Source organism: Shewanella sp. SM32, from assembly GCF_025654235.1.
GTDB lineage: Bacteria > Pseudomonadota > Gammaproteobacteria > Enterobacterales > Shewanellaceae > Shewanella > Shewanella oncorhynchi.
This window is the reverse complement of sequence record NZ_JAKKRO010000009.1, coordinates 56056-75717: the sequence shown is the minus strand read 5'-3', so window position 1 is coordinate 75717 and position 19662 is coordinate 56056. Positions and strand designations below refer to the sequence as shown.

The 19662-nt window shown below is 44.3% G+C and carries 16 protein-coding genes and 4 tRNA genes; 13 read left to right on the top strand and 7 right to left on the bottom strand.

What is annotated here, in order from left to right; genetic code table 11:
* Positions 1-7 precede the first annotated feature (7 nt).
* The 4 genes from L5M10_RS05910 to L5M10_RS05895 are packed head-to-tail and all read left to right on the top strand — an operon-like array spanning position 8 to position 4689.
* Positions 8-1429 carry a TolC family outer membrane protein gene (locus tag L5M10_RS05910; RefSeq protein ID WP_105250448.1) on the top strand — a complete coding sequence of 474 codons (1422 nt, stop codon included), beginning with the start codon at positions 8-10 and terminating at the stop codon, positions 1427-1429.
* Positions 1426-2034: an OmpA family protein gene (locus L5M10_RS05905; RefSeq protein WP_105250449.1), complete on the top strand. Its 609-nt coding sequence runs from the start codon at positions 1426-1428 to the stop codon at positions 2032-2034. The genes L5M10_RS05910 and L5M10_RS05905 overlap by 4 nt, the downstream gene beginning before the upstream one ends.
* Positions 2035-2053: 19 nt before the next feature.
* On the top strand, positions 2054-2761 hold the full coding sequence (locus L5M10_RS05900) for a transglutaminase-like cysteine peptidase (RefSeq protein ID WP_105250450.1): 708 nt from the start codon (positions 2054-2056) through the stop codon (positions 2759-2761).
* Between the two features lie 8 nt (positions 2762-2769).
* Entirely contained in the window at positions 2770-4689 is a 1920-nt protein-coding gene (locus L5M10_RS05895) for an EAL domain-containing protein (protein WP_105250451.1), read from the top strand.
* A gap of 256 nt (positions 4690-4945) precedes the next feature.
* Here the strand turns inward: L5M10_RS05895 and L5M10_RS05890 are convergent.
* The 4 genes from L5M10_RS05890 to L5M10_RS05875 all read right to left on the bottom strand — a co-directional run bounded on the left by L5M10_RS05890 (position 4946) and on the right by L5M10_RS05875 (position 5492).
* Positions 4946-5022 (bottom strand) — tRNA-Pro (locus tag L5M10_RS05890).
* 155 nt (positions 5023-5177) lie between these two features.
* Positions 5178-5254, bottom strand: a tRNA-Pro gene (locus tag L5M10_RS05885).
* Between the two features lie 32 nt (positions 5255-5286).
* Positions 5287-5362, bottom strand: a tRNA-His gene (locus L5M10_RS05880).
* A 53-nt stretch (positions 5363-5415) separates the two neighbouring features.
* Positions 5416-5492: transfer RNA gene (locus L5M10_RS05875), tRNA-Arg, on the bottom strand.
* Between the two features lie 206 nt (positions 5493-5698).
* On the opposite strand from L5M10_RS05875, the gene L5M10_RS05870 reads away from it, so the two are divergent.
* Complete coding sequence (locus L5M10_RS05870) at positions 5699-8347, top strand: diguanylate cyclase domain-containing protein (protein ID WP_263255013.1); 2649 nt, start codon at positions 5699-5701, stop codon at positions 8345-8347.
* 47 nt (positions 8348-8394) lie between these two features.
* On the opposite strand, the gene rep is transcribed toward L5M10_RS05870, so the two are convergent.
* Positions 8395-10407 (bottom strand): DNA helicase Rep, encoded by a 2013-nt coding sequence (gene rep / locus L5M10_RS05865; RefSeq protein ID WP_263255012.1) that lies wholly within the window; start codon positions 10405-10407, stop codon positions 8395-8397.
* Positions 10408-10641: 234 nt separating this feature from the next.
* Between rep and ubiK the strand changes: the two genes are divergently transcribed.
* The 3 genes from ubiK (at position 10642) to L5M10_RS05850 (ending at position 11740) form a co-directional block, all read left to right on the top strand.
* Complete coding sequence (ubiK, locus tag L5M10_RS05860; RefSeq protein WP_006083441.1) at positions 10642-10896, top strand: ubiquinone biosynthesis accessory factor UbiK; 255 nt, start codon at positions 10642-10644, stop codon at positions 10894-10896.
* Between the two features lie 94 nt (positions 10897-10990).
* On the top strand, positions 10991-11356 hold the full coding sequence (locus L5M10_RS05855; RefSeq protein ID WP_263255011.1) for a hypothetical protein: 366 nt from the start codon (positions 10991-10993) through the stop codon (positions 11354-11356).
* 36 nt (positions 11357-11392) lie between these two features.
* Positions 11393-11740, top strand: a complete 348-nt coding sequence (locus L5M10_RS05850) for a hypothetical protein (protein WP_263141187.1) — start codon at positions 11393-11395, stop codon at positions 11738-11740.
* On the opposite strand, the gene L5M10_RS05845 is transcribed toward L5M10_RS05850, so the two are convergent.
* Positions 11737-12909, bottom strand: a complete 1173-nt coding sequence (locus tag L5M10_RS05845; protein ID WP_263141185.1) for a winged helix-turn-helix domain-containing protein — start codon at positions 12907-12909, stop codon at positions 11737-11739. The genes L5M10_RS05850 and L5M10_RS05845 overlap by 4 nt on opposite strands.
* 248 nt (positions 12910-13157) lie before the next feature.
* On the opposite strand from L5M10_RS05845, the gene L5M10_RS05840 reads away from it, so the two are divergent.
* From L5M10_RS05840 to L5M10_RS05830, 3 genes are all read left to right on the top strand, one after another.
* Positions 13158-13688, top strand: a complete 531-nt coding sequence (locus L5M10_RS05840; RefSeq protein ID WP_263255010.1) for a hypothetical protein — start codon at positions 13158-13160, stop codon at positions 13686-13688.
* 176 nt (positions 13689-13864) lie between these two features.
* Complete coding sequence (gene creD / locus L5M10_RS05835) at positions 13865-15343, top strand: cell envelope integrity protein CreD (RefSeq protein ID WP_263255009.1); 1479 nt, start codon at positions 13865-13867, stop codon at positions 15341-15343.
* 93 nt (positions 15344-15436) lie between these two features.
* Positions 15437-16246 carry a phosphatase PAP2 family protein gene (locus tag L5M10_RS05830; RefSeq protein WP_173913158.1) on the top strand — a complete coding sequence of 270 codons (810 nt, stop codon included), beginning with the start codon at positions 15437-15439 and terminating at the stop codon, positions 16244-16246.
* 83 nt (positions 16247-16329) lie between these two features.
* On the opposite strand, the gene L5M10_RS05825 is transcribed toward L5M10_RS05830, so the two are convergent.
* Positions 16330-17055: a substrate-binding periplasmic protein gene (locus L5M10_RS05825; RefSeq protein ID WP_263255008.1), complete on the bottom strand. Its 726-nt coding sequence runs from the start codon at positions 17053-17055 to the stop codon at positions 16330-16332.
* A gap of 189 nt (positions 17056-17244) precedes the next feature.
* On the opposite strand from L5M10_RS05825, the gene L5M10_RS05820 reads away from it, so the two are divergent.
* Both L5M10_RS05820 and L5M10_RS05815 read left to right on the top strand, forming a co-directional pair.
* The gene (locus tag L5M10_RS05820; RefSeq protein WP_105253008.1) at positions 17245-17745 is read left to right on the top strand and encodes an Lrp/AsnC family transcriptional regulator; all 501 of its coding nucleotides are present in this window, start codon (positions 17245-17247) and stop codon (positions 17743-17745) included.
* A gap of 333 nt (positions 17746-18078) precedes the next feature.
* Positions 18079-19443, top strand: coding sequence for a sodium-dependent transporter (locus tag L5M10_RS05815; protein ID WP_263255007.1), 1365 nt, complete (start codon positions 18079-18081; stop codon positions 19441-19443).
* Positions 19444-19662: the final 219 nt, after the last annotated feature.

The following is a 19662-nucleotide window of genomic DNA, read 5'->3' as shown; positions in this document are numbered from 1 at the left end:
GTTGGTCATGAAGACTTCAGCAATACGACAATTTCAATGTTCAAAGATAGCCATAGTGCTGTCATTAATCCTGTTACCTTTATCGGCTCAAAGTCAGACGTTAGAACAAGCCGTTGCACATACGCTAGATACAAACCCAGATTTACGAGTGGCCTTCAACCGCTTTAAGGCGCGAGAAGAACAAGTTAATCAAGCGATAGCAGGCTATATGCCAACTATTGATGTCAATGGTGGCTACGGTTACGAACAAACCGACAGCGTATCGACACGTAGACGACCCAATATCGGCGAAGTCGATAGCAAAGGGGTGGCTGAATTAAATCCCGGAGAGTTTGGTGTTAGCATAAAACAAATGCTTTTCGATGGTTTCTACACCAGCAGTGAAGTTGATCGTTATAGCTTTGAAGCTAGCGCAGACCAATGGGCACTGCTTGCTGCAGCTGAAGATATGGCACTCGATGTCAGTAAAGTCTATCTCAACTATTTACGCACCGATGAAGTGTTAAAATTAGCCGAGAAAAACCTTAACAGCCATAAAGAAATTTATGACCAGATTAAACAACGTACTGACTCAGGTTTAGGCTCAATCGCAGATCTCTCCCAAATCTCGGGACGTTTGGCGCGTGCTAATGCTAACGTTATTTCTGCTCGCAACAATTTACTTGATGCAAAAGCACAGTACGTCAAAATTGTAGCGGCGGCACCAGCAGACTTAATATTACCAGTGCCAGATGCAGACATGCTGCCAAAGGATCTTAGCTCTGGCATTATTGTTGCGCAAGAGAATCACCCCATACTCAAATCTGCAGCAAACGATATTAGTGCCGCTGAAAATGAACGCTCTTCAGTACAATCCAATTACTACCCTCAGGTTTCTTTAGAACTGAATGGTAACTGGAATAACGATATTAGCGGCGAAGATGGAATATCAGGTGCTGGAGCTTTCCGCAGTGATGTGGGTGGCCATAGTAACGATCTCGTCGCCATGGTGAGGGTGAGATACAACTTATTTGCGGGGGGTAAAGATCTTGCCCGTGAAAAAGAAACTGCTTACAAGTTGGGTGAAGCGAAAGAAATCCGCCAACGCGCCCAACGTGAAGTTGTTGAAGGGGTAAACCTAGCTTGGAACGCATTTGAAATGCTAGCGCCGCAAAAACAATATATTCGCGATCATGTCGTGGCCGCAAAGGATACTCAAACAGCCTATGCACAGCAGTTCAACTTAGGCCAACGCAGTTTACTCGACTTATTAGATACCGAAAATGAACTCTTCGAGGCGCGTAAAGACTACTTACAAGCTGAATATGATGAAGTTATTGCTAAGTATCGCGTGCTCAATTCTACAGGACGATTATTAGACTCACTTAAAGTCACTAGACCTGATGCGTGGCGCGGAGAGCGCAATTATGAAGGAGGAGCTAACAAATGAAAACTCTCACATTTTTTCTAAGTGTCACTCTTTTAGCTGGTTGTTCGATGCGCGATACGGTTAATATTGACGAAATGGTCACAACTCAAACCTATGATCTATCTGATAAAGATAGCGATGGTGTCATTGAAGCCCGTGAACGCTGCAACGACACAGCCCAAGGGGCAGGTATTGATAACTATGGCTGTGGCAAAATAAAAGCGATTAACGAGCGAAAGGAAATAAATATTTTATTCCCGAATGACTCTGCTTATATTGCGCCTGAGTACTATCCTCAAATTGAAGAGGTGGCTATTTTTCTACGTCAGTATCCAACGACCAAAGTGACTATCGAAGGTCACACGAGTCGCACAGGAACCGATGAACGAAATACAGTATTATCTCAAGAACGTGCAAATGCTGTCACCGCTGTACTGGCTGAACGCTTTAGTATTGATAGAAGTCGATTAACTGCTATTGGATATGGTTCTAGCCGCCCAATTGTTTTAGAACAGACGCCGGAAGCAGAAATTCGTAACCGTCGTGTTGTTGCAGAAGTCACTGGTGATGATACGGCAGCAGACATGAAATGGACAATTTACTCGGTCGATGACAACTCAAAATAAAGGACTAACACATTAGGTTATGAACGGCAGACTTGATTATAAAGATTCATTATTGCGAGTCTGCCGCTTTAGCCTAATAGCGTCAGCCCTAGGCATATGTTGCCTATATGCGGCCCCCACACAAAACCTTGATGAAGTGAAGATAACTTCAACCCTAGAAAAACATTACGGCGAACGTGCTGGAATGCGAGCAAGGGCTTGGTTCAAAGTGTTATCGGAAGCGAGTACGCTAGATGAAAAAGAAAAGTTATTGAAGGTGAATAACTTTTTTAATTTATTCCGTTTTGTGGATGACAGTAAATTATGGGGAGACTCGAATTATTGGGCAACGCCGATGGAGTTTATTGGTGTGAATGGCGGTGATTGCGAAGACTTTTCGATCGCAAAATACTTCACCCTACTCCAACTTGGTGTTCAAGAGGACAAGATGCGGATCACTATGGTTAAAGCCACTACGGTTAATCAATACCATATGGTATTGGCTTACTATGAAACACCATCATCAATTCCTTTAGTGCTCGATAATCTTGACCATGAAATAAAACCCGCCACAAAAAGAAAAGATCTACTGCCTGTTTATAGCTTTAACGGTAAACAGTTATGGCTCAATAAAGAGCAAGGTCGAGGCGTACTGGCAGGGTCCTCAAAACGATTAGAAAAATGGAACGATCTTAACCATAGATTAGGTGTTGACCGTCTTAGGCAACCAAAATTAAAACTGGAGTAGCACCAAAAATGACACTGTTTAGACAGATTTATTCGCTGCTTTTTAGCCTGTTCTTGCTTGTAGTTGCAAGCCTTGGCTATGTGCAATTCACTGAGACTCAAAGCTTTTTAACAAAGCAAATGGAGTCCGATCTAAACAATGCCAGCACTTCACTCGGTCTAATGCTTACCCCAGCACTCGAAGCCGGCGATACCGCAGCTGCAGAAACCTTAGTGAATGTTATTTTTGAAGGTGGTTACTATCAAAATGTAAAATTGACTTGGATGGTCGATGGTAAGCAACAAGAGTGGAATAATCCTTTAAAAATTGAAGATGTCCCTCAATGGTTTATCAATCTAGATCTGTTTAAAACCATCAAAAAACAAAGCACTATCACCTCAGGTTGGCTGCAGCTAGCACAGCTTGAAATCACTGCTCATCCTGGTTTTGGTTATCATGAACTATGGCGAATCATGTCCAATACCATCATAGCCTTCTCACTACTTTTTCTCGTTGCTATTTTTACAGCAAGAGTAGGCTTAACATGGATATTGAAACCTCTCCACACCCTGTCTGAACACGCGAAAAGTATCGCAGCACGCCAATTTGGTCCAGACATGGCACTACCCAAAACCACCGAATTAAAAGACTTAGTGACTGCATTTAACAGCATGTCAGCTCAATTGAAACAAGTGTTCCATTCTCTTGACGAAGAGGTTGGCGCGTTACGTAAGAAGAATCTTGTCGATCCGGCGTCAGGCCTGCCTAACCGCCAATATGTAGTAAGTCGTTTAAATGGTTGGTTAAGTGAACCTAGCAGCGGCGCTTTATTCCTCGCCAAGCTCGACTGGCTCGAAGAAGTGCACAGTAAATATGGCTATCAAGTTCGAGATGAAACCATACGGATCCTCGCAGAAAAGTTTCAACAGCAATTAAACGAAATAACGCCTTCGGTCATAGGGCGTATTGCCGCCTATGAATTTGCATTTTTAGTGACCGATGTTGAACACGATCAGATCAGCAAATATTTACAAACACTTATCCGTACCATCAATCAAGAAATGTCAAAAGCAGGCTGTAAGCCCAACGAAGACTTTGCTATCGGTATTGCTGAACGTATTGGGCAAATGAATGTGTCGGATATTTTGGCCCAAGCCGACAATGCCCTTCAAAAAGCATTACAAGAAAATAAAACCTTCCACTGGTTTGAAACCACAGAGCAGCAATTATTCACCCGCGAGCAATGGCGCGATAACCTCAGCCATGCCATCAGCAATAAGAAGTTTAAGTTTAGATGGCAACCCATACAATTTTGCGATGGTGATGGCATAGCGCAACGGGAATTGTATTGCCAATTAGAGCTTGGCGATCAACTCGCCCATGCAGGGCAATTTATGCCTTATATCGAGTTATTATCACTTGGTGCCTTACTCGATAAATGCTTAATTGAAACTGTCTACGAGCAAAAACTGCTCGAGCGGAGCTATGAACCGCTCGCAATTAACTTAACCCACCAAAGTATTAACGATCCTCAGTTCCATGAATGGCTAAATCAATTTTTGCGAAATGCCACATTTATTGAGCGTATCTGCTTCGAAATCCCTGAGGCTGGTGTTTATAGTGATCTTAAGTCATGTCAGCACTTATGTAACATCATTCGCGATAACGGTGCTAAGTTTGGTATTGACCACTTTGGTCGTCAGTTTGGCTCTATGTCTTATCTACAGGAATTAAGACCTAGCTATGTGAAACTGGATCAATCCTTCGCCTACTATGATGAGACACACCACAATAGCGAATTGTGCCGCGCCCTAATCAACGTAGCAAAAGGATTGGACATTCAAGTCATAGTGACGGGTATTCAAGAAAAAGCTCAGCTAGAACGTTTTAACGAGCTTAGAACAGATGCCTATCAAGGCTTTATCGCCCCGCCAGTGAATCTTGACTAAGCCGTATTATTAAGAAGTGATTTTGCAAACAAAAAGCTCCGTAAGGAGCTTTTTTTTCTACGGTTGAGTGACTATGCCGATACAGTTCAGCAAATCTGCCAGGTGTAAATAAGAACTGTAGTCAACTTCTATACTCATTAAGGATGCGCTATCAAGCGACAACAAACATGATAATGCAAGTGAGTAAGTTCCATTTCGCCAATGCAAAAAAGCCTCAGTGTATTCATTAATGAATGCTGAGGCTTTTCTACTTATTTGGTCGGTGATAGAGGATTCGAACCTCTGACCCTCTGGTCCCAAACCAGATGCGCTACCGGACTGCGCTAATCACCGTAAATTTTGTACTATTGTTTACATACGCTTAGAGGGTTCCCCCTCTCGTCCACTTTCATCCAAAAAATCAGGATGCGTTATTGGACTGCGCTAATCACCGTAAACATTAACTATTTACTTAACTTATATTAAGCTCGCTAGTCACGCGAAGAATTTGGTCGGTGATAGAGGATTCGAACCTCTGACCCTCTGGTCCCAAACCAGATGCGCTACCGGACTGCGCTAATCACCGAGAATGAAAATCTTTATATCAAAGTAAATGAATGGGGTGACTGATGGGGCTCGAACCCACGACAACCGGAATCACAATCCGGGACTCTACCAACTGAGCTACAATCACCACTGATTTTCACTTACTTTACTAACCTTAAAGCTCACAACTCTATTCGGAAGTGGTGCGCCCAAAAGGATTCGAACCTTCGGCCTCACCCTCCGGAGGGGTGCGCTCTATCCAGCTGAGCTATGGGCGCTCGCCTTGGTTAGCGCCGCATATACTAGGGTCAAATCCCCTTTGAGTCTATAGCTGTTTTGCACTTTTTTTACTGACTGCTCAAGTTTTATCACATTAGCTGACTTTTAAAGCGGAATGCAGCCAAAATATGACTTGGATGTTACAGTATTTCATGCTAATTATAGACTTTGGTAAAAGCAAACATATATTTAACTAGTGAGTATCATGTTTAAGGATGAAGATGAAACTGGCCAGCCACGTGTGAGTGAAATTGAACGCTTACGCAAAAAAATTATTCGCTTAAAACAATTAGCGCATAAATATAAGCATGCTGAGATCATTCAAAACGCATTACTCGAAATATCCAATATTGCGACCCATGCTTCTTCACTCGAAGAATTCTATGTCGGCGTACATAGCCATCTAAAACAGCTCATTCCTGCTGATAATTTTTTTATTTCAACCCTAGATACTCACACAGGTGAACTCGCCATCCCCTTTTTCGCTGATGAGAAAGATGCCCATCCAGCGGAGCTTTATCCTGAACAATCACTATCTACATTATTACAGCAAGGATTAACAGGTTACGTACTCAGAACTGGGAAAGCTTTGTTGTGTAACAATGACAAAGTCAATGAACTGATTGCTGCAGGAGAAATTGTTAATTTAGGTTCTCCCTGTCATCTGTGGCTGGGCGTGCCCATCAAACAAGATGACATAGTAACGGGTGTGTTAGTGGTGCAAACCTATGACACAAACATCAGTTATGGTGAAATCGAACTCGAGTTAATGACGTTCATTTGTCACCATATTGCTGGGGTAATGGAACGGCTAAAACATCAAGAACAATTAGAACAAGCTATCCAGCAAAGGACAAAAGAACTCAGCCAAGCCTACGATAAGTTAAAACTAGAAGTCTATGAACGGCGTAGAGCTGAACGCTTACAAAAATCACTGTTCGAAATCGCCGAGCTAGCAAGTTCCAGTGCAGACAACCCAGACTTTTATGCCCAATTGCATAATGTTATTCGACATTTAATTCCGGCCAATAACTGCTATATCGCCCTATTAGACGACACAGAAACCCACCTCACTTTTCCTTTTTATGTATCGCAATTAGCCAATAAGCACCCAGGCACTCGGCCGCTACAAGACGGCTTAACTGAATATGTGCTCAAACATAAGCGCCCACTATTGCTAGATCAAAGCAGTATCAATGCATTAATTGCCTCTGGTGAGCTGTATTACCAAGCGCCAGCATTAAATCATACTCAAACCATGCATCAGTGGATTGGAATCCCGCTTTTTATCCATGATCAAGTTCGTGGTGCGTTAACGATTTACAGTTTTAGCATGACACAGAATTACCAAGTTAAAGACTTAGAATTACTGACATTTGTATCACAGCATATAGGCTCTGCTATCGAGAAAAAGCTGTCCGCAGAGTCCTTACAACGCAGCTATGAAGAGCTAGAAGAAAAAGTCATCGATCGCACTAAAGCGTTAGCCGAACTCAATCAAAACCTTGAGAAAGAAATTCAACAACGTCGTAGTATGGAAGCCAAGCTAGTTCACGATGCCAAACATGACGCACTTACAGGCCTGCCTAATCGCGCTATGTTTATGGAGCGTCTATCTCAAGCGATCAAGCATGTTCGTCGCCATAGCTTAGAACAGTTTGCCCTATTGTTTATCGACCTCGACCGCTTCAAACAGATTAACGACACTATGGGACACCTAGAGGGTGATAAATTCTTAATTGAGACGGCAAGCCGACTCAAGTCCTGCATTCGTGATAACGACACCTTAGCCCGACTCGGTGGCGATGAGTTTGTGATACTGCTCGATAGCATTAACAACATCAACGACGCGAAAGATATATCAGAAAGAGTGATCCAAAAAATATCCCAGCCCTATCGACTTGGCACAATGGAATTTAGTTCTGGAGCCAGCATCGGTATCACCATCAGTGGCAAACACAGAATCGATACCAGTGAATCTATGTTACGTAATGCAGATACTGCCATGTATCAGGCGAAAGCCAATGGTAAAGGCTGCTATGTTATTTTTGATGATAACGCCCAACATCAGGCCATGCAGGATGTCGAGTTAGAAACTGAATTTAGACATGCATTACACCATGCTGAAATCCAGCTTAGTTACTTACCAGTAGTCAATTTTAAAACAGGTCAAGTGCATGCATTAGAAAGCCGCCTGTTCTGGCAACATCCGCAGCGTGGGCTCTTACAGCAGGAACAACTTAGCACGCTTGCTGAACAGTCACACCTTACCGTTGAACTCGATAAATATACGATCAGCATCATAGATAGCAGCTATCCCCAACTCCTCAAGCAATATGATGAATCTGTTGAATTACATGTCATGCTTTCGAGCCAACATCTCAAGCATAAGCATGTACTGCGCAGTTTGAAAAACACTCTCAAGCAAACCCAGTTAAACCTGAGCCATTTGTGGTTATTCTTCAATGAAAAAGCCCTAGTGCAAGAAACTGAAAATCATATCAATGGCTTTGAATTGTTGCAGAAACTCGGGGTAAAACTCGGCATCAGCCAATACGGTAGCGGCTATAGTGCATTAAATAGCTTATTGTTTCTGCCGATAAAAGGCTTAAAACTCGATGCCAACCTCACCAAACAAATACAAGGCGAGCAACAGCTTAAGTTAATGTCAGCCTATCAAAAAACGGCATCAACCTTAGAACTGCAAACCTTTGTCGATGGCATTGATAGTCCTGAACAAAAACGTATCTTCAATGAACTGGGTTATCAGCTGGGTCAGGGGGCTGCTTTAGCCGACACTTTTACCTTATGTGAAACCCAACCACAGATCTGTGCTCAGCTCGAATATGCCTAGTAAAAAATAAGTAGCTGATTTAAAAGAATAGTAAGCGAAACCGCTCGCTATTTTTTAAACATGTCTCTTAAGCTAGAAATATTTGTCCGCCCCGTTTGCATCCGCTCCTGCTCCGTTTGTTGTGGCTTACGGTTTTCCCACACCACATCATCTTGAGGTAACTCAAGTAAGAAACGGCTTGGCTCACAACGCATGGTTTCACCAAATTGGCGCCTTTCGCGGCAGAGGGTGAACCAAAGCTCTCGTTGAGCTCGAGTAATACCCACATACGCCAACCGACGCTCCTCATCGACATTGTCTTCGTCTATGCTGGTCTGATGGGGCAAGATACGTTCTTCTACCCCTACCATAAACACAAACGGGAACTCTAGGCCCTTAGAGGCATGCAAGGTCATCAACTGCACCTGATCGCCGCCTTCATCCTCACTATTGCGCTCCATCATGTCCCTGAGCGTCAATCGAGTCACCACCTCTGGTAGAGTCATAGGCTCATCTAACTCATCACCCGCGAGCATCTCAGTCACCCAACGGTAAAGCTCTGAGATATTCTTCATCCGCATTTCAGCGGCCTTGGCACTGGTGCTGGTTTCGTATAAATAATCTTCATAATTGATCTTACGGATCAAATGCTTCACCGCCTCGACGGGTTCACCACGTTCGGCATGATCCCCAGTCTCCACGATAAAACGACCAAACTGATACAAAGATGACATAGCCGCAGGCGGTAAATGATGATTCAGTTCAGGCTCAAAAATCGCCGCAAACATAGAAATATGCTTCTCGTTGGCAAAATTACCTAAGCGCTCTAAGGTCGATGGGCCTATGCCACGTTTAGGCAAATTCACGATGCGCAGGAAAGCATTATCGTCATCGGGATTCACCACCAGCTTTAGATAGCCCATGATGTCTTTAATTTCAGCACGGGCGAAGAATGACGTGCCACCACTCAATTTGTAAGGAATGCGGTTCGTCATCAGCGCGCGCTCGAGTAACCGTGATTGATGGTTGCCCCGATACAGAATCGCATAGTCGCCAAACTGAGTACGGCCGACAAACTTGTGCCGCACAATTTCGGCAACAACACGTTCAGCCTCTTGCTCCTCATTGGCGGCAAACAGCACCCGCAACGGCTCACCATAGGCAAGCTCGCTAAACAGGGCTTTATCATAAACATGGGGATTATTCGCGATAAGAATGTTCGCAGCCCGTAGGATACGCTGGCTAGAACGGTAGTTCTGCTCCAGTTTAATCAGCTTAAGCTGCGGAAAATCTTTACCCAATAACACGAGGTTTTGTGGCTTAGCACCGCGCCATGAATAGATAGACTGATCGTCGTCCCCCACCACAGTAAAGCGCGCCCGCTCACCCACTAACAGCTTGACCATTTCATATTGGCTGGTATTAGTATCTTGATATTCGTCCACCAGCAAATATTGGATCTTGGTTTGCCAGCGGGTACGCACTTCTTCATGGTGGCGTAACAATAAGGTTGGCATCAGAATCAAATCGTCAAAATCTAAAGCGTTATAGGCTTTCATATGTTGAGCATAACGCTGATACAACATAGCAAATAAGTGCTGTTGCTCATCTTTAGCGATTTTGCGTGCATGCTCGGGAATAATTAAGCCACCCTTCCAGTTTGAAATTGTACTGGCGAGCGCTTTGAGTAAATCTTTATCTTCATCCAACTCGTCTTGGGTTAACTCTTTGAGCAGTGCCAAGGTATCTTGATCATCAAACAGTGAAAAGCCTGGCTTTAAGCCTAAAACCTTATGCTCGCGTTTAATGATCTCAAGCCCTAAAGTGTGGAAGGTTGAAATCCACAGACCTCTGGCTTCCTTGCGGCCCATCGACTGAGCGACCCGCTCTTTCATCTCACGGGCAGCCTTATTGGTAAAGGTCACCGCCGCGATATTACGCGCCTTATAGCCACATTTTTCGACCAAGTAAGCGATTTTATTGATAATTACGCGCGTTTTACCACTACCCGCACCTGCCAAGACTAGGCAAGGGCCTGAAACATAATGAACAGCATCGTTTTGGGCGGGATTGAGTTTCATCTTTGCGCAATATCCAAACAAGTCGACAGAAAGGGATGGGATCATAGCAGAATCGACAGTTTTAAGGCTAACAAATCCCCGCTTAGGTTGAGCAGAACTCAACTCTGTAGATAAGCCTCTCCGTGATATAAACCCCAACAACAGCCAACTAAAGTGTTCACGCGTCTGCTTTACTTTTGAAAGCTAACGTACTGAGTTACAATCGAGCTATTCAGTAAAGAGGCGGACAAGATTATGATCAATCCAAAGAAAATCGAAGAAATGGCGAAACAATTGAGCGAAAGTTTGCCCAGCGGTCTAAAGCAATTTGCCGGTGAATTTGAAGAGCGCAGTAAGCAAGTACTGCAAAATCAATTGCTCAAGTTGGATATGGTTTCCCGTGAAGAATTTGATGTGCAGCAACATGTACTACTGAAAACCCGCGAAAAATTAGAAGCCCTACAAGCTCAAGTCAATGAGTTAGAAAAAAAGCTCAACGCGGCGGGCTAACTTATCATGCATGTTTGAAAGAGCACAGTTAGCAATAGCGCAGCTGTGCTTTTTTGTTTTTAACACTTCAAGCATTGAGTCACTTGGGGAAATAATGCAACAACTCGCCAGCTATATCCTTGCTATTGAAGGCTATCCAAGCCCTGTCTACGTGGTAAGCCAATCAAACGAGCAGCAAACCTATCACGATGATAATGTGGAGATTTGTGAGTCCATAACGCTTTATCACTTCGATAACGGGGTTGTGATTAGCAAGCTAAGCGAGCAAGATAAACAAGCTTATGCGTCAGACATGGTTTGTGAAGATTATTGGCTCAGCTATCGGGTTGTAACAGCTCATATTGCGATTTCGCCGCAGCAAAAATCCTTTAGCAATCTATGTCAGCAAAGCTTTTGGCTTAAGATGCAGCAAGGGCTGGCAGTAAAGCCACCGCTGCAACCAGAGCATAAACAGACTTAATGCTTTAGCGTCGAACAATCAAGGAATGAAGCTACAATGGATGTCACAATCAGCACACACTATCAGGACTATCTTCTTTGGGGATTATTGTTGCTTGGTGGCCTGCCGCTACTCACTTATCCCGGTGTGCTTCTCGCCAGTTTGATGGGACTGGCCAGTCAATCAAGCATTAAACCCGCTTTTATCTATCGATTGATGAATCAGTGTTTTCTATGGGGAAGCCTAGTTTATCCCGCCGTGTATATTCCCTGTTATCGCATTACGAGCGATAGCACTGCGACTTCTTCATCTTTAGTCATTGCTGCGTTGCCACTGCTGTATCTAATCTTACTGTATGGCTGCTTTCGCTTTATGGATGCTCCAACTAAAGAGACAAATAATTAAAGCTTTTGTTGGCGAGCATACTTTTGCTTAAGGCCTTTATGGTTAGCCTTAACTAACTTCCAGCGGTCACAACCATTGAAACGAGCATATTCACTGACTGCGATATCAAAGGCCGCACAGAAATCCTCATCTAAGCCATTCACCATCACGCCCTCTTCTAAAATCAATTGCTGTAATAGCAATAGGTTAGCTTGGCGATCGGCTTTAACATCCACGCGGCCAACAAAAGTGTCGCGCCACAGAATTGCTAAAGAATAATAACCATACTGACGCTTTTCGGCTGGGACATAGACTTCAATTTGATAATCAAAATCAAACCATTGCTTTAATCTTTGCCGTTGGATCAATAAATTATCGAAGGGATTAAGCAGCCACACTTTATTAGGTAATAGTGCATTTAGCTGTAATGAAGGGCGATAAAAGTAGCTTTGGCCCGCAGCCTTAAAACACGCTAATAACCCGTGAGCTAACAACTCTGCCAATTCTTGGGCTACTGCTGATTTCATACCTTTGCGTAAATAAGCCATTTGCGCCGCAGTACCGAAGGCGTGGGCATCGAGATAACGATCAATCAAATAGCTCGTAAACTCGCTATCTGTCGGTGCTTGAGCATCAACATCTTTTGATAGTACCCGCGCAGTGAGATCGTAAACCTTCTGGAATTTTTCCCGCCGCACCACCATCAGCTCACCACGCATAAAAAGCTGCTCTAGGGCTTTTTTCGCGGGTTTCCAATCCCACCAGGCACCGTTTTTAGCTTCACTATGTTCAAAATCACTGGCCTTGAGTGGCCCTTCTGCAAGGATTCGCGCCCGCACTTCCTGCATTATTTTATCGTCGGGGTCAAACCAATGCTTACCGCCATTTTGCAGCTGCTGTTTACGCTGCAAACTAAAACGGTAATCGGCAATAGGTAAATAAGCTGCCGCATGGGACCAATATTCGAAAATCTCTCCTTTGGCTAAAGCCATATCGAGCATCTTTGGCTGATATTCTGGCATACGACTATGCAGCACATGATGATGCGCTCGCTCAACCACGTTGATAGAGTCAATTTGTACATAACTGAGACGTGAAATGGCCTCGGCGACTGAGGTATATGGTTGCAATAATCCTTGCTGCTGCATATTTAATTGCAGCCACTCGCGGGGTGAAAAGGGATTAGACATCAATTCTCCAAATTCAACGACAAGCAAATACCAAACCAGAGAAAAAACATAACAAACTGAAAATAAAAGTATTTAGCACACTATTCAACGAGTAGGTTTGTGAAATGTACGCACAAGTCTACTCACTAGGCTGTATCTTCGGATAACATAAGCCATTTATACCTTAACGGCTATCGGTTTACCTGCCCGTTAGTTTCACGACTCGAAATAGAGCCTATCTGGCATAGGCTCTTCATTAAGGATTGATGATGAATATCTACTATCGCCAAACACAACTCTGCGGCCGCAAAACGGGTAATGGCACTAAGCTGCCATTTTTGATGAATATCTTGTATTCACTTGCTGCTAAAAATGGCGATCACCAGCCCTTTTCAATGGATGACATTAACGCCGTACTGTTTAATCAGCATCAGTCGATTGGTTGCTCTATCGAGGCGCCGCTACCGATAGTGAGTTGGCGCACCGAAGCGATAGAGTATGAGTTATTTAAAGGCGAAGAGCTGGTGTACCTGCCCCAATGTATCATCTTTAGCAATGGCGCCATTGCCTATGTCATTGTCGTCATGGGTGATGAGTATGAGCTACGTATTTGGCCTGATTACAGTAACCGTGATCGAGAAAAACACCACTGGTTTTCTCACCATGCCGTAGTCTATTCCGCAGAACTTGACGTCTTTAAACAAAGCTTCGAAGCACTGCTAAAGCATATTAAAAAAGAAAATGACTACGAGAAAAAACACCCAAAATTTGGCAAAGACATCCCACTATCAGATTCATAAACTTGAATAATGAGTATGGATTTAGCGGCAATCGCCATAATTTTGCCACTATTGATCAGCAACTTGCCCGCAACTTTTGTAAAAAAATCTGTTTTAATACCCGCCGTGATACCGAGTTAACTCTGCACAATCTTAGCGGATAAGTCTCGGTCGTATTTCATAGGGAATGAAATTCAATGTTCAGCATTATTTTCTGGGTACTCACCCTACTTAGTTTGGCCTTATTTGGTAGCGCAGCCTATTTAGTGGTGCGCGCACTCCTCAAAAAATTTAATCGAAGTCAAGGAATCGATATGTCAGCACAAGAACCGTGGGCAGTAGCCACCGCAAAGGGAACGGCATTAAAAAACACCACCTTATTAAAAGCCTTAACCATTGGCATACTGTCAATCCTCGCGTTGATCCCGCTGGGGATCATTATGGATATGACTTCTGATCGCCAAACCCTTTACCACAGCGTTGTCGATGAAATCGGCCGTTCATGGGGTGAGCAGCAAACCCTCTCAGGTCCTGCGCTGGTGATCCCTTACAGCTATTTTGTGTTGCAAGAAGAAGTCAGTAACGACGGTAAAACTCGCCATGAAGTGAAGCGTACCTATCAAGATGAGCTAGTGATCCTACCGAAAAAGCTCACCCTCGACTTAGACCTAAAACATGATTTTCGCACCCGTGGCATTTATCAATCGCTGGTGTATAACGCAGCTCTACAAGGTCAGGCCGACTTCAGCCTTAAGCGTTATGATATTCCTAACCTTATCGCCTTCGATAACAAAAATGCCCGGTTAGTCTTTGGGGTGTCATCGAATCAAGCAATTGATAAAGTAGAAAAAATTGAAATCACCGGTGAATCGACATTACTCTCTGGATCACTGATGTCGGGCACGGGGTTAACCACTGGCGGTTTAGAAAAAGGCTTTAATCAAAAGATCCAAGTCAGCGAAGCGAGTGATTTTAGTGTGGATTTTGCCATGACACTACGCGGCTCTCAGTCTATCAGCGCATTGCCACTAGGCGAGCAAACGCTAATCAATATTCGCGCCGACTGGCCGCATCCAAGCTTTAAGGGATTATTACCCGCTGAACGGGACATCAACGCGCAAGGCTTTACTGCAAGTTGGAATATCAGCCACTTAACCCGTAACTATCCACAAGAGTTTATTAAGAGTAATCAATCGACTCTCACTGAAGTGTCGGCCAATGCGATTTTATTCGAACCAGTGACTCACTACGGCAAGATTGATCGCTCGGTAAAATACGGCCTACTGTTTATCGTGCTGACTTTTATCATGTTGTTTATCTTCGAAATCGGACAAAAAACCAGCCTCAGCACGATTCAATATGTGTTAGTCGGCAGCGCCATGGCCTTGTTCTATTTGCTACTACTCTCGCTATCTGAACATCTTGCCTTCTTGCATGCCTATTTAATTGCCGCCTGTATTCCCGTGCTGTCGGTATCGGCTTATGTAGGGAGTGCCACAGCAAGTATTAAGCGCGGTGCACTAGTGGGCATTATGCTGGTGAGTTTATATGCCGTGCTGTACTCGATACTGCAACTGGAAGATTACGCCCTATTGATGGGTTCAGGTTTACTGTTAGTCGTACTGTTGATTTTGATGTTCGTGACTAGGCATCACCCTAAGAACACGGCGCAATAGCGCCCTACCGATCCACCCTTGAAGACCCCCGACAGCGCCATCTTTTGCTGTCGGGATTTTTTTATTGGCAAAACCATTGCCGCGTTGTAGCCTATGGCGTTTTATGAAGAGGCTTATATTTTGACCCATAGCGTCTATCTTTTACGCCGTTTAGGTTTAGCTTGGATACTGTTGGCAACCATTCCGGGCTTACTATTACTGACACAGAATCAGCTGTTTCCACTGATCGATCTGCACTCTACCTTAGCCAAAACCTTATATTGGATTACCATGACTGGCACTGCGCCCTATGGCGTCGCAACAGTCTTGTTTGTATTGGCGATCGCCTATCGTCATATGCCTAAACCACTCTTTATAAGTTTATTCTTTGCCATCAGCCTCAGCCAAGTTATCAGTTTAGGCTTAAGCCACACCCTCAAATCCTATTTTAAAGAACCCAGACCTAATCTCGTTTTTCTAGCAGAACAAGCACTGCCTAAGCATGAACCGCTTTCACTCGATGCCTTTTATCAATTGGATAAACAGTCACGTTCAAAGACAATTGCCAATGCACTCGATGGCTTGATCGCTGCAGAACCTGCCTTGAAACTCGACTCACGGATCCATCAGCATTGGGAAGATGAAATCGGCTATTCTTTTCCTTCGGGACATACCATTTTTGCTGTAACGCTAGTGCTTACCGCCAGCTACTATTTGCTACTTGCTGGATTACCTAGCTTAGTCATGGCGTTATGGAGCTGGGGATTTTTGATGGGATTAAGCCGTATGCTGCTTGGCATGCATTGGCCGCAGGATGTGCTGTTTTCAACCTTTTTAGCCGCCATCATCAGCGGATGTAGCGTGTTCTTTGTCAGTAAGTTGCGTCCACTCTCCCATGCGTTTGCTAAAGGATCTGAGCGCTAACACTGTGAATTCAGCGTCTCGATTTGGCTGTCGACTCGAATACGACAGCTTCAAACACTATGAAGTTAAATACTTAGGCATTGCTAAGCACTGCCTAAGTATTTTGCCACTAGGGCCTGATAAATCCCATTGGCCTTAATTCTAGTGAGCCCTTGATTGAAAGTATCCCGCGCCACTGAGTTGTGGAACACCATTCGATAGGATGTTGGGGGGAAAATAAAGTGGTAGCTTAATGCTTGCTGGGTATCAACATCATCCTCAACGAACTTATTCAGTTGAGCGAATATATAACGATCGGCAATCACAGTATTAATGCGACCTAAGTACAACATACGGTTCTGGCTTAATTGGCTATCGACTTCACGATAAATAGTCTGTTGCGCTACGGCATTAAACTCAGGGCCAAGTAAGAAGCGAGCATTTTCAAAAGCGGCGACACTGTACTTTTTAAGATCCACAATACGTGTTATTTCAAGGCGTTGTTCGGACAAACTGATCGCCACATTGGTATATTCAACATAATCATTGGACCAATAACCATCAACGCCATTTGCAGGGTTCATCGTCATCACAGCATCTAATCGATCTTTATTGAAATATAAAACTTGGCGTTTACGAGAGTAGAATTTAAAGTTGACTGGCTGCCCCATTTCCTTAAACGCGGCCTTAATAATATCGATCTCAAGCCCTGATTCAGCATCTTCGATAATATAAGGCGGTCGATTTAGAGCGCTACCAATGGTTAACGATGCAGAAAATGCATAAGTCGGTAATATGAATAAGAAGATTAGCAACAAACTCAAGCGCATACAGTGTCTCACTCTTATTAGTATCATAACAATAGCGGTAAATAACGGGAGTTCCAAACAGCACGACTCCCAAAATCTCTATCCGTTATCACTGTCACAACCTTAAAATGTCTCATTTGATCAAGATTTTTGGCAAAGTCGGCTAAGACTGGCAAACTAGAGGCTGACTCAGTTAAACCTAAGCTTTCAATGACAGACACTCACCCCTACAAACTCGATCAACTCGATTTAACAATTCTGCGCTTACTGCAAACCCACGGCAGATTATCAAATCTCGAACTGGCCAATAAAGTCGGACTATCGCCATCTCCTTGCTCGCGCCGTGTTAAAGCCTTAGAAGAAGCGGGTTATATTGCCGATTATGCAACGCGTCTGTCGGCGGATAAGTTCAACCTGCATTTGACCGCGTATATCCATGTTCGAATGGAGAAACATACGCCGGCGATTCTCAATCAATTTGAAACCAATGCACTCGCCTACGAAGAAGTCCAAGAATGCGCGCTGATCACGGGCTCAGAGGCCGACTATCAACTTAAAGTGCTAGTACAAGATATGGCGCACTTTCGCACTTTCCTGTTAGATAAACTCACGACCAACGTGCATATCGCAGGGGTGCATTCCAGCTTTGTCCTCAAAAAGGTTAAGGACCACACGGCCATTCCCTTAGGGCACGTCAACATTCAAGCATAAGCCAACAGTCACAGCAAACACCGCAAACAAGACAGCGGCACAAGTAACAGTCATAGCACAAAATAGCGGTTAGACATCTGCCATACGGTATTTTTTGACCATAAGATCACAATTCAATGAATTTTTATCATCGCAATGATTCGCCAAATCTCGACCATCCGCCGCACCTGATAGCAATAAAATCTCGCAAAAAACAGATAGGCGGCACACAACATTAACCTATAGCCAAAAACCGATAAATTATTGCAGATTAACACCAAATTAACGCACTAAAATTGCGTTGAAATCCTCATTTATCCGCCTAAGATACGCCTTCTTTTTACGGGAGGCACAATGCAATCGGCCAATACAAGTTCAACTAACCACTTCAGCTCACGCTTAGGTTTTATCATGGCGGCCGCAGGTAGCGCCGTTGGCGTCGGCAATATTTGGGGATTCCCCACCCAAGCGGCCACCCATGGCGGCGGCGCCTTTCTACTTGTGTACCTAGTGCTGATTTTCATCCTAGGCATTCCCATGCTGATGGCTGAACTCATGATAGGTCGCCACGGGCAAACCAACCCCGCCGATGCCATGGGCAAACTCGGCTTCAACTCGCTCACCCGCAGTTTAGGCAAGACCATAGGTTTGCTTTCCATAGTGACAGCGGGATTGATTTATACCTTCTACAGTATTCTCTCCGGCTGGTTTGTCAGCTTTGCCATCGCGCCTATCGCCACTGCCTTTGGCTCGAATGATACCGCCGCTTGGCTAGTGGATTTTTCGCTGTCACGTAATCTGGTGTTTACACTGATCTTCAGCACGCTGGTGTTTCTGGTATTACTGCAAGGCGTGCAAGAAGGCATAGAAAAATGGTCGAAACGCTTAATGCCGTTATTACTGATCATGCTGATCGCGGGCGTGGCGTATATCTTCACCCTTAATGGCGCGAGCGAAGGGATAAGCGCGCTACTAACGCCTAACTTTACCAAGGCACTGGCGCCAGATACCTTGATCAGCGCGCTCGGACAAACCTTCTTCTCCCTTACCATAGGCACAGGTGCCATGATGGTGTACGGCAGTTATCTGAGCCAAAAAGAGAATATCGCCAAACTGACCGTCTGGGTTGCCTTTACCGACAGCGGCATCGCCTTTCTCGCCGCCTTCTTGATTATCCCAGCCATGTATGTGGCCCAGCACAATGGCGTGGAGATTTTTAATGCTGAGGGTAAATTACTCGATTCGGATGCATTGGTGTTTACTGTCTTACCCGCGTTATTTTCGACCTTAGGCGATACGGCCAACCTCATCATCAGCGTGATTTTCTTTATTCTGCTGATCATCGCCGGTTTAACCTCGGCCATATCCATCGCCGAAGTGCCGACGAGTTATGTGATGCAAAAGTTCGGACTCAGCCGTCAACGCGCCACCTTGATCATCGGCCTATTGTTGACCTCATTATCCTTATTACTGGCGGTATTTTTTGAGACGCTATTTAGTTTCACTATAATGCTGACCACCCAAATCGCCCAGCCGCTGGTCGCCCTCGGTATTGCGGTTTACTTAGGTTGGATTTGGCGCCAAACCCAGCTGCTCAAGGCAATTAGTGGGCAAAAAGGTGTCGATAGCACAGGACTTTTTTGGCGCATTTGGCCAAGGTATGTAAAGTATGTTTGCCCAGTGCTGATTATCGCCATAGCCATCAGACAATTTGTATAACCCTTTGAACAAATAACAAAATCCCCGCTAAGTGCGGGGATTTTTTATTTAGCAATTGATGCACTAATTAACTACTTTAAAATAATCAGCAAAGTCTTGCTGCCGCCAATAGTGAATGCGATGACAGCCGGATTTTTTCAATCTATCGATGACGTTGAACTGTTAGGGAAGGCTGGATTGAAACGAAAGGGGATGTAAACAGCAGCCTTAAGAGATTAA

What these genes read in the sequence shown, in the direction of transcription:
- L5M10_RS05905 (WP_105250449.1), top strand. Translation starts at nt 1,426, where the DNA reads ATGAAAACTCTCACATTTTTTCTAAGTGTCACTCTTTTAGCTGGTTGT.
- L5M10_RS05845 (WP_263141185.1), bottom strand. Translation starts at nt 12,909, where the DNA reads ATGTCTAATCCCTTTTCACCCCGCGAGTGGCTGCAATTAAATATGCAG.
- L5M10_RS05840 (WP_263255010.1), top strand. Translation starts at nt 13,158, where the DNA reads ATGAATATCTACTATCGCCAAACACAACTCTGCGGCCGCAAAACGGGT.
- L5M10_RS05825 (WP_263255008.1), bottom strand. Translation starts at nt 17,055, where the DNA reads ATGCGCTTGAGTTTGTTGCTAATCTTCTTATTCATATTACCGACTTAT.
- L5M10_RS05900 (WP_105250450.1), top strand. Translation starts at nt 2,054, where the DNA reads ATGAACGGCAGACTTGATTATAAAGATTCATTATTGCGAGTCTGCCGC.
- rep (WP_263255012.1), bottom strand. Translation starts at nt 10,407, where the DNA reads ATGAAACTCAATCCCGCCCAAAACGATGCTGTTCATTATGTTTCAGGC.
- L5M10_RS05850 (WP_263141187.1), top strand. Translation starts at nt 11,393, where the DNA reads ATGGATGTCACAATCAGCACACACTATCAGGACTATCTTCTTTGGGGA.
- L5M10_RS05815 (WP_263255007.1), top strand. Translation starts at nt 18,079, where the DNA reads ATGCAATCGGCCAATACAAGTTCAACTAACCACTTCAGCTCACGCTTA.
- L5M10_RS05820 (WP_105253008.1), top strand. Translation starts at nt 17,245, where the DNA reads ATGACAGACACTCACCCCTACAAACTCGATCAACTCGATTTAACAATT.
- L5M10_RS05895 (WP_105250451.1), top strand. Translation starts at nt 2,770, where the DNA reads ATGACACTGTTTAGACAGATTTATTCGCTGCTTTTTAGCCTGTTCTTG.
- ubiK (WP_006083441.1), top strand. Translation starts at nt 10,642, where the DNA reads ATGATCAATCCAAAGAAAATCGAAGAAATGGCGAAACAATTGAGCGAA.
- L5M10_RS05855 (WP_263255011.1), top strand. Translation starts at nt 10,991, where the DNA reads ATGCAACAACTCGCCAGCTATATCCTTGCTATTGAAGGCTATCCAAGC.
- creD (WP_263255009.1), top strand. Translation starts at nt 13,865, where the DNA reads ATGTTCAGCATTATTTTCTGGGTACTCACCCTACTTAGTTTGGCCTTA.
- L5M10_RS05870 (WP_263255013.1), top strand. Translation starts at nt 5,699, where the DNA reads ATGTTTAAGGATGAAGATGAAACTGGCCAGCCACGTGTGAGTGAAATT.
- L5M10_RS05910 (WP_105250448.1), top strand. Translation starts at nt 8, where the DNA reads ATGAAGACTTCAGCAATACGACAATTTCAATGTTCAAAGATAGCCATA.
- L5M10_RS05830 (WP_173913158.1), top strand. Translation starts at nt 15,437, where the DNA reads ATGGCGTTTTATGAAGAGGCTTATATTTTGACCCATAGCGTCTATCTT.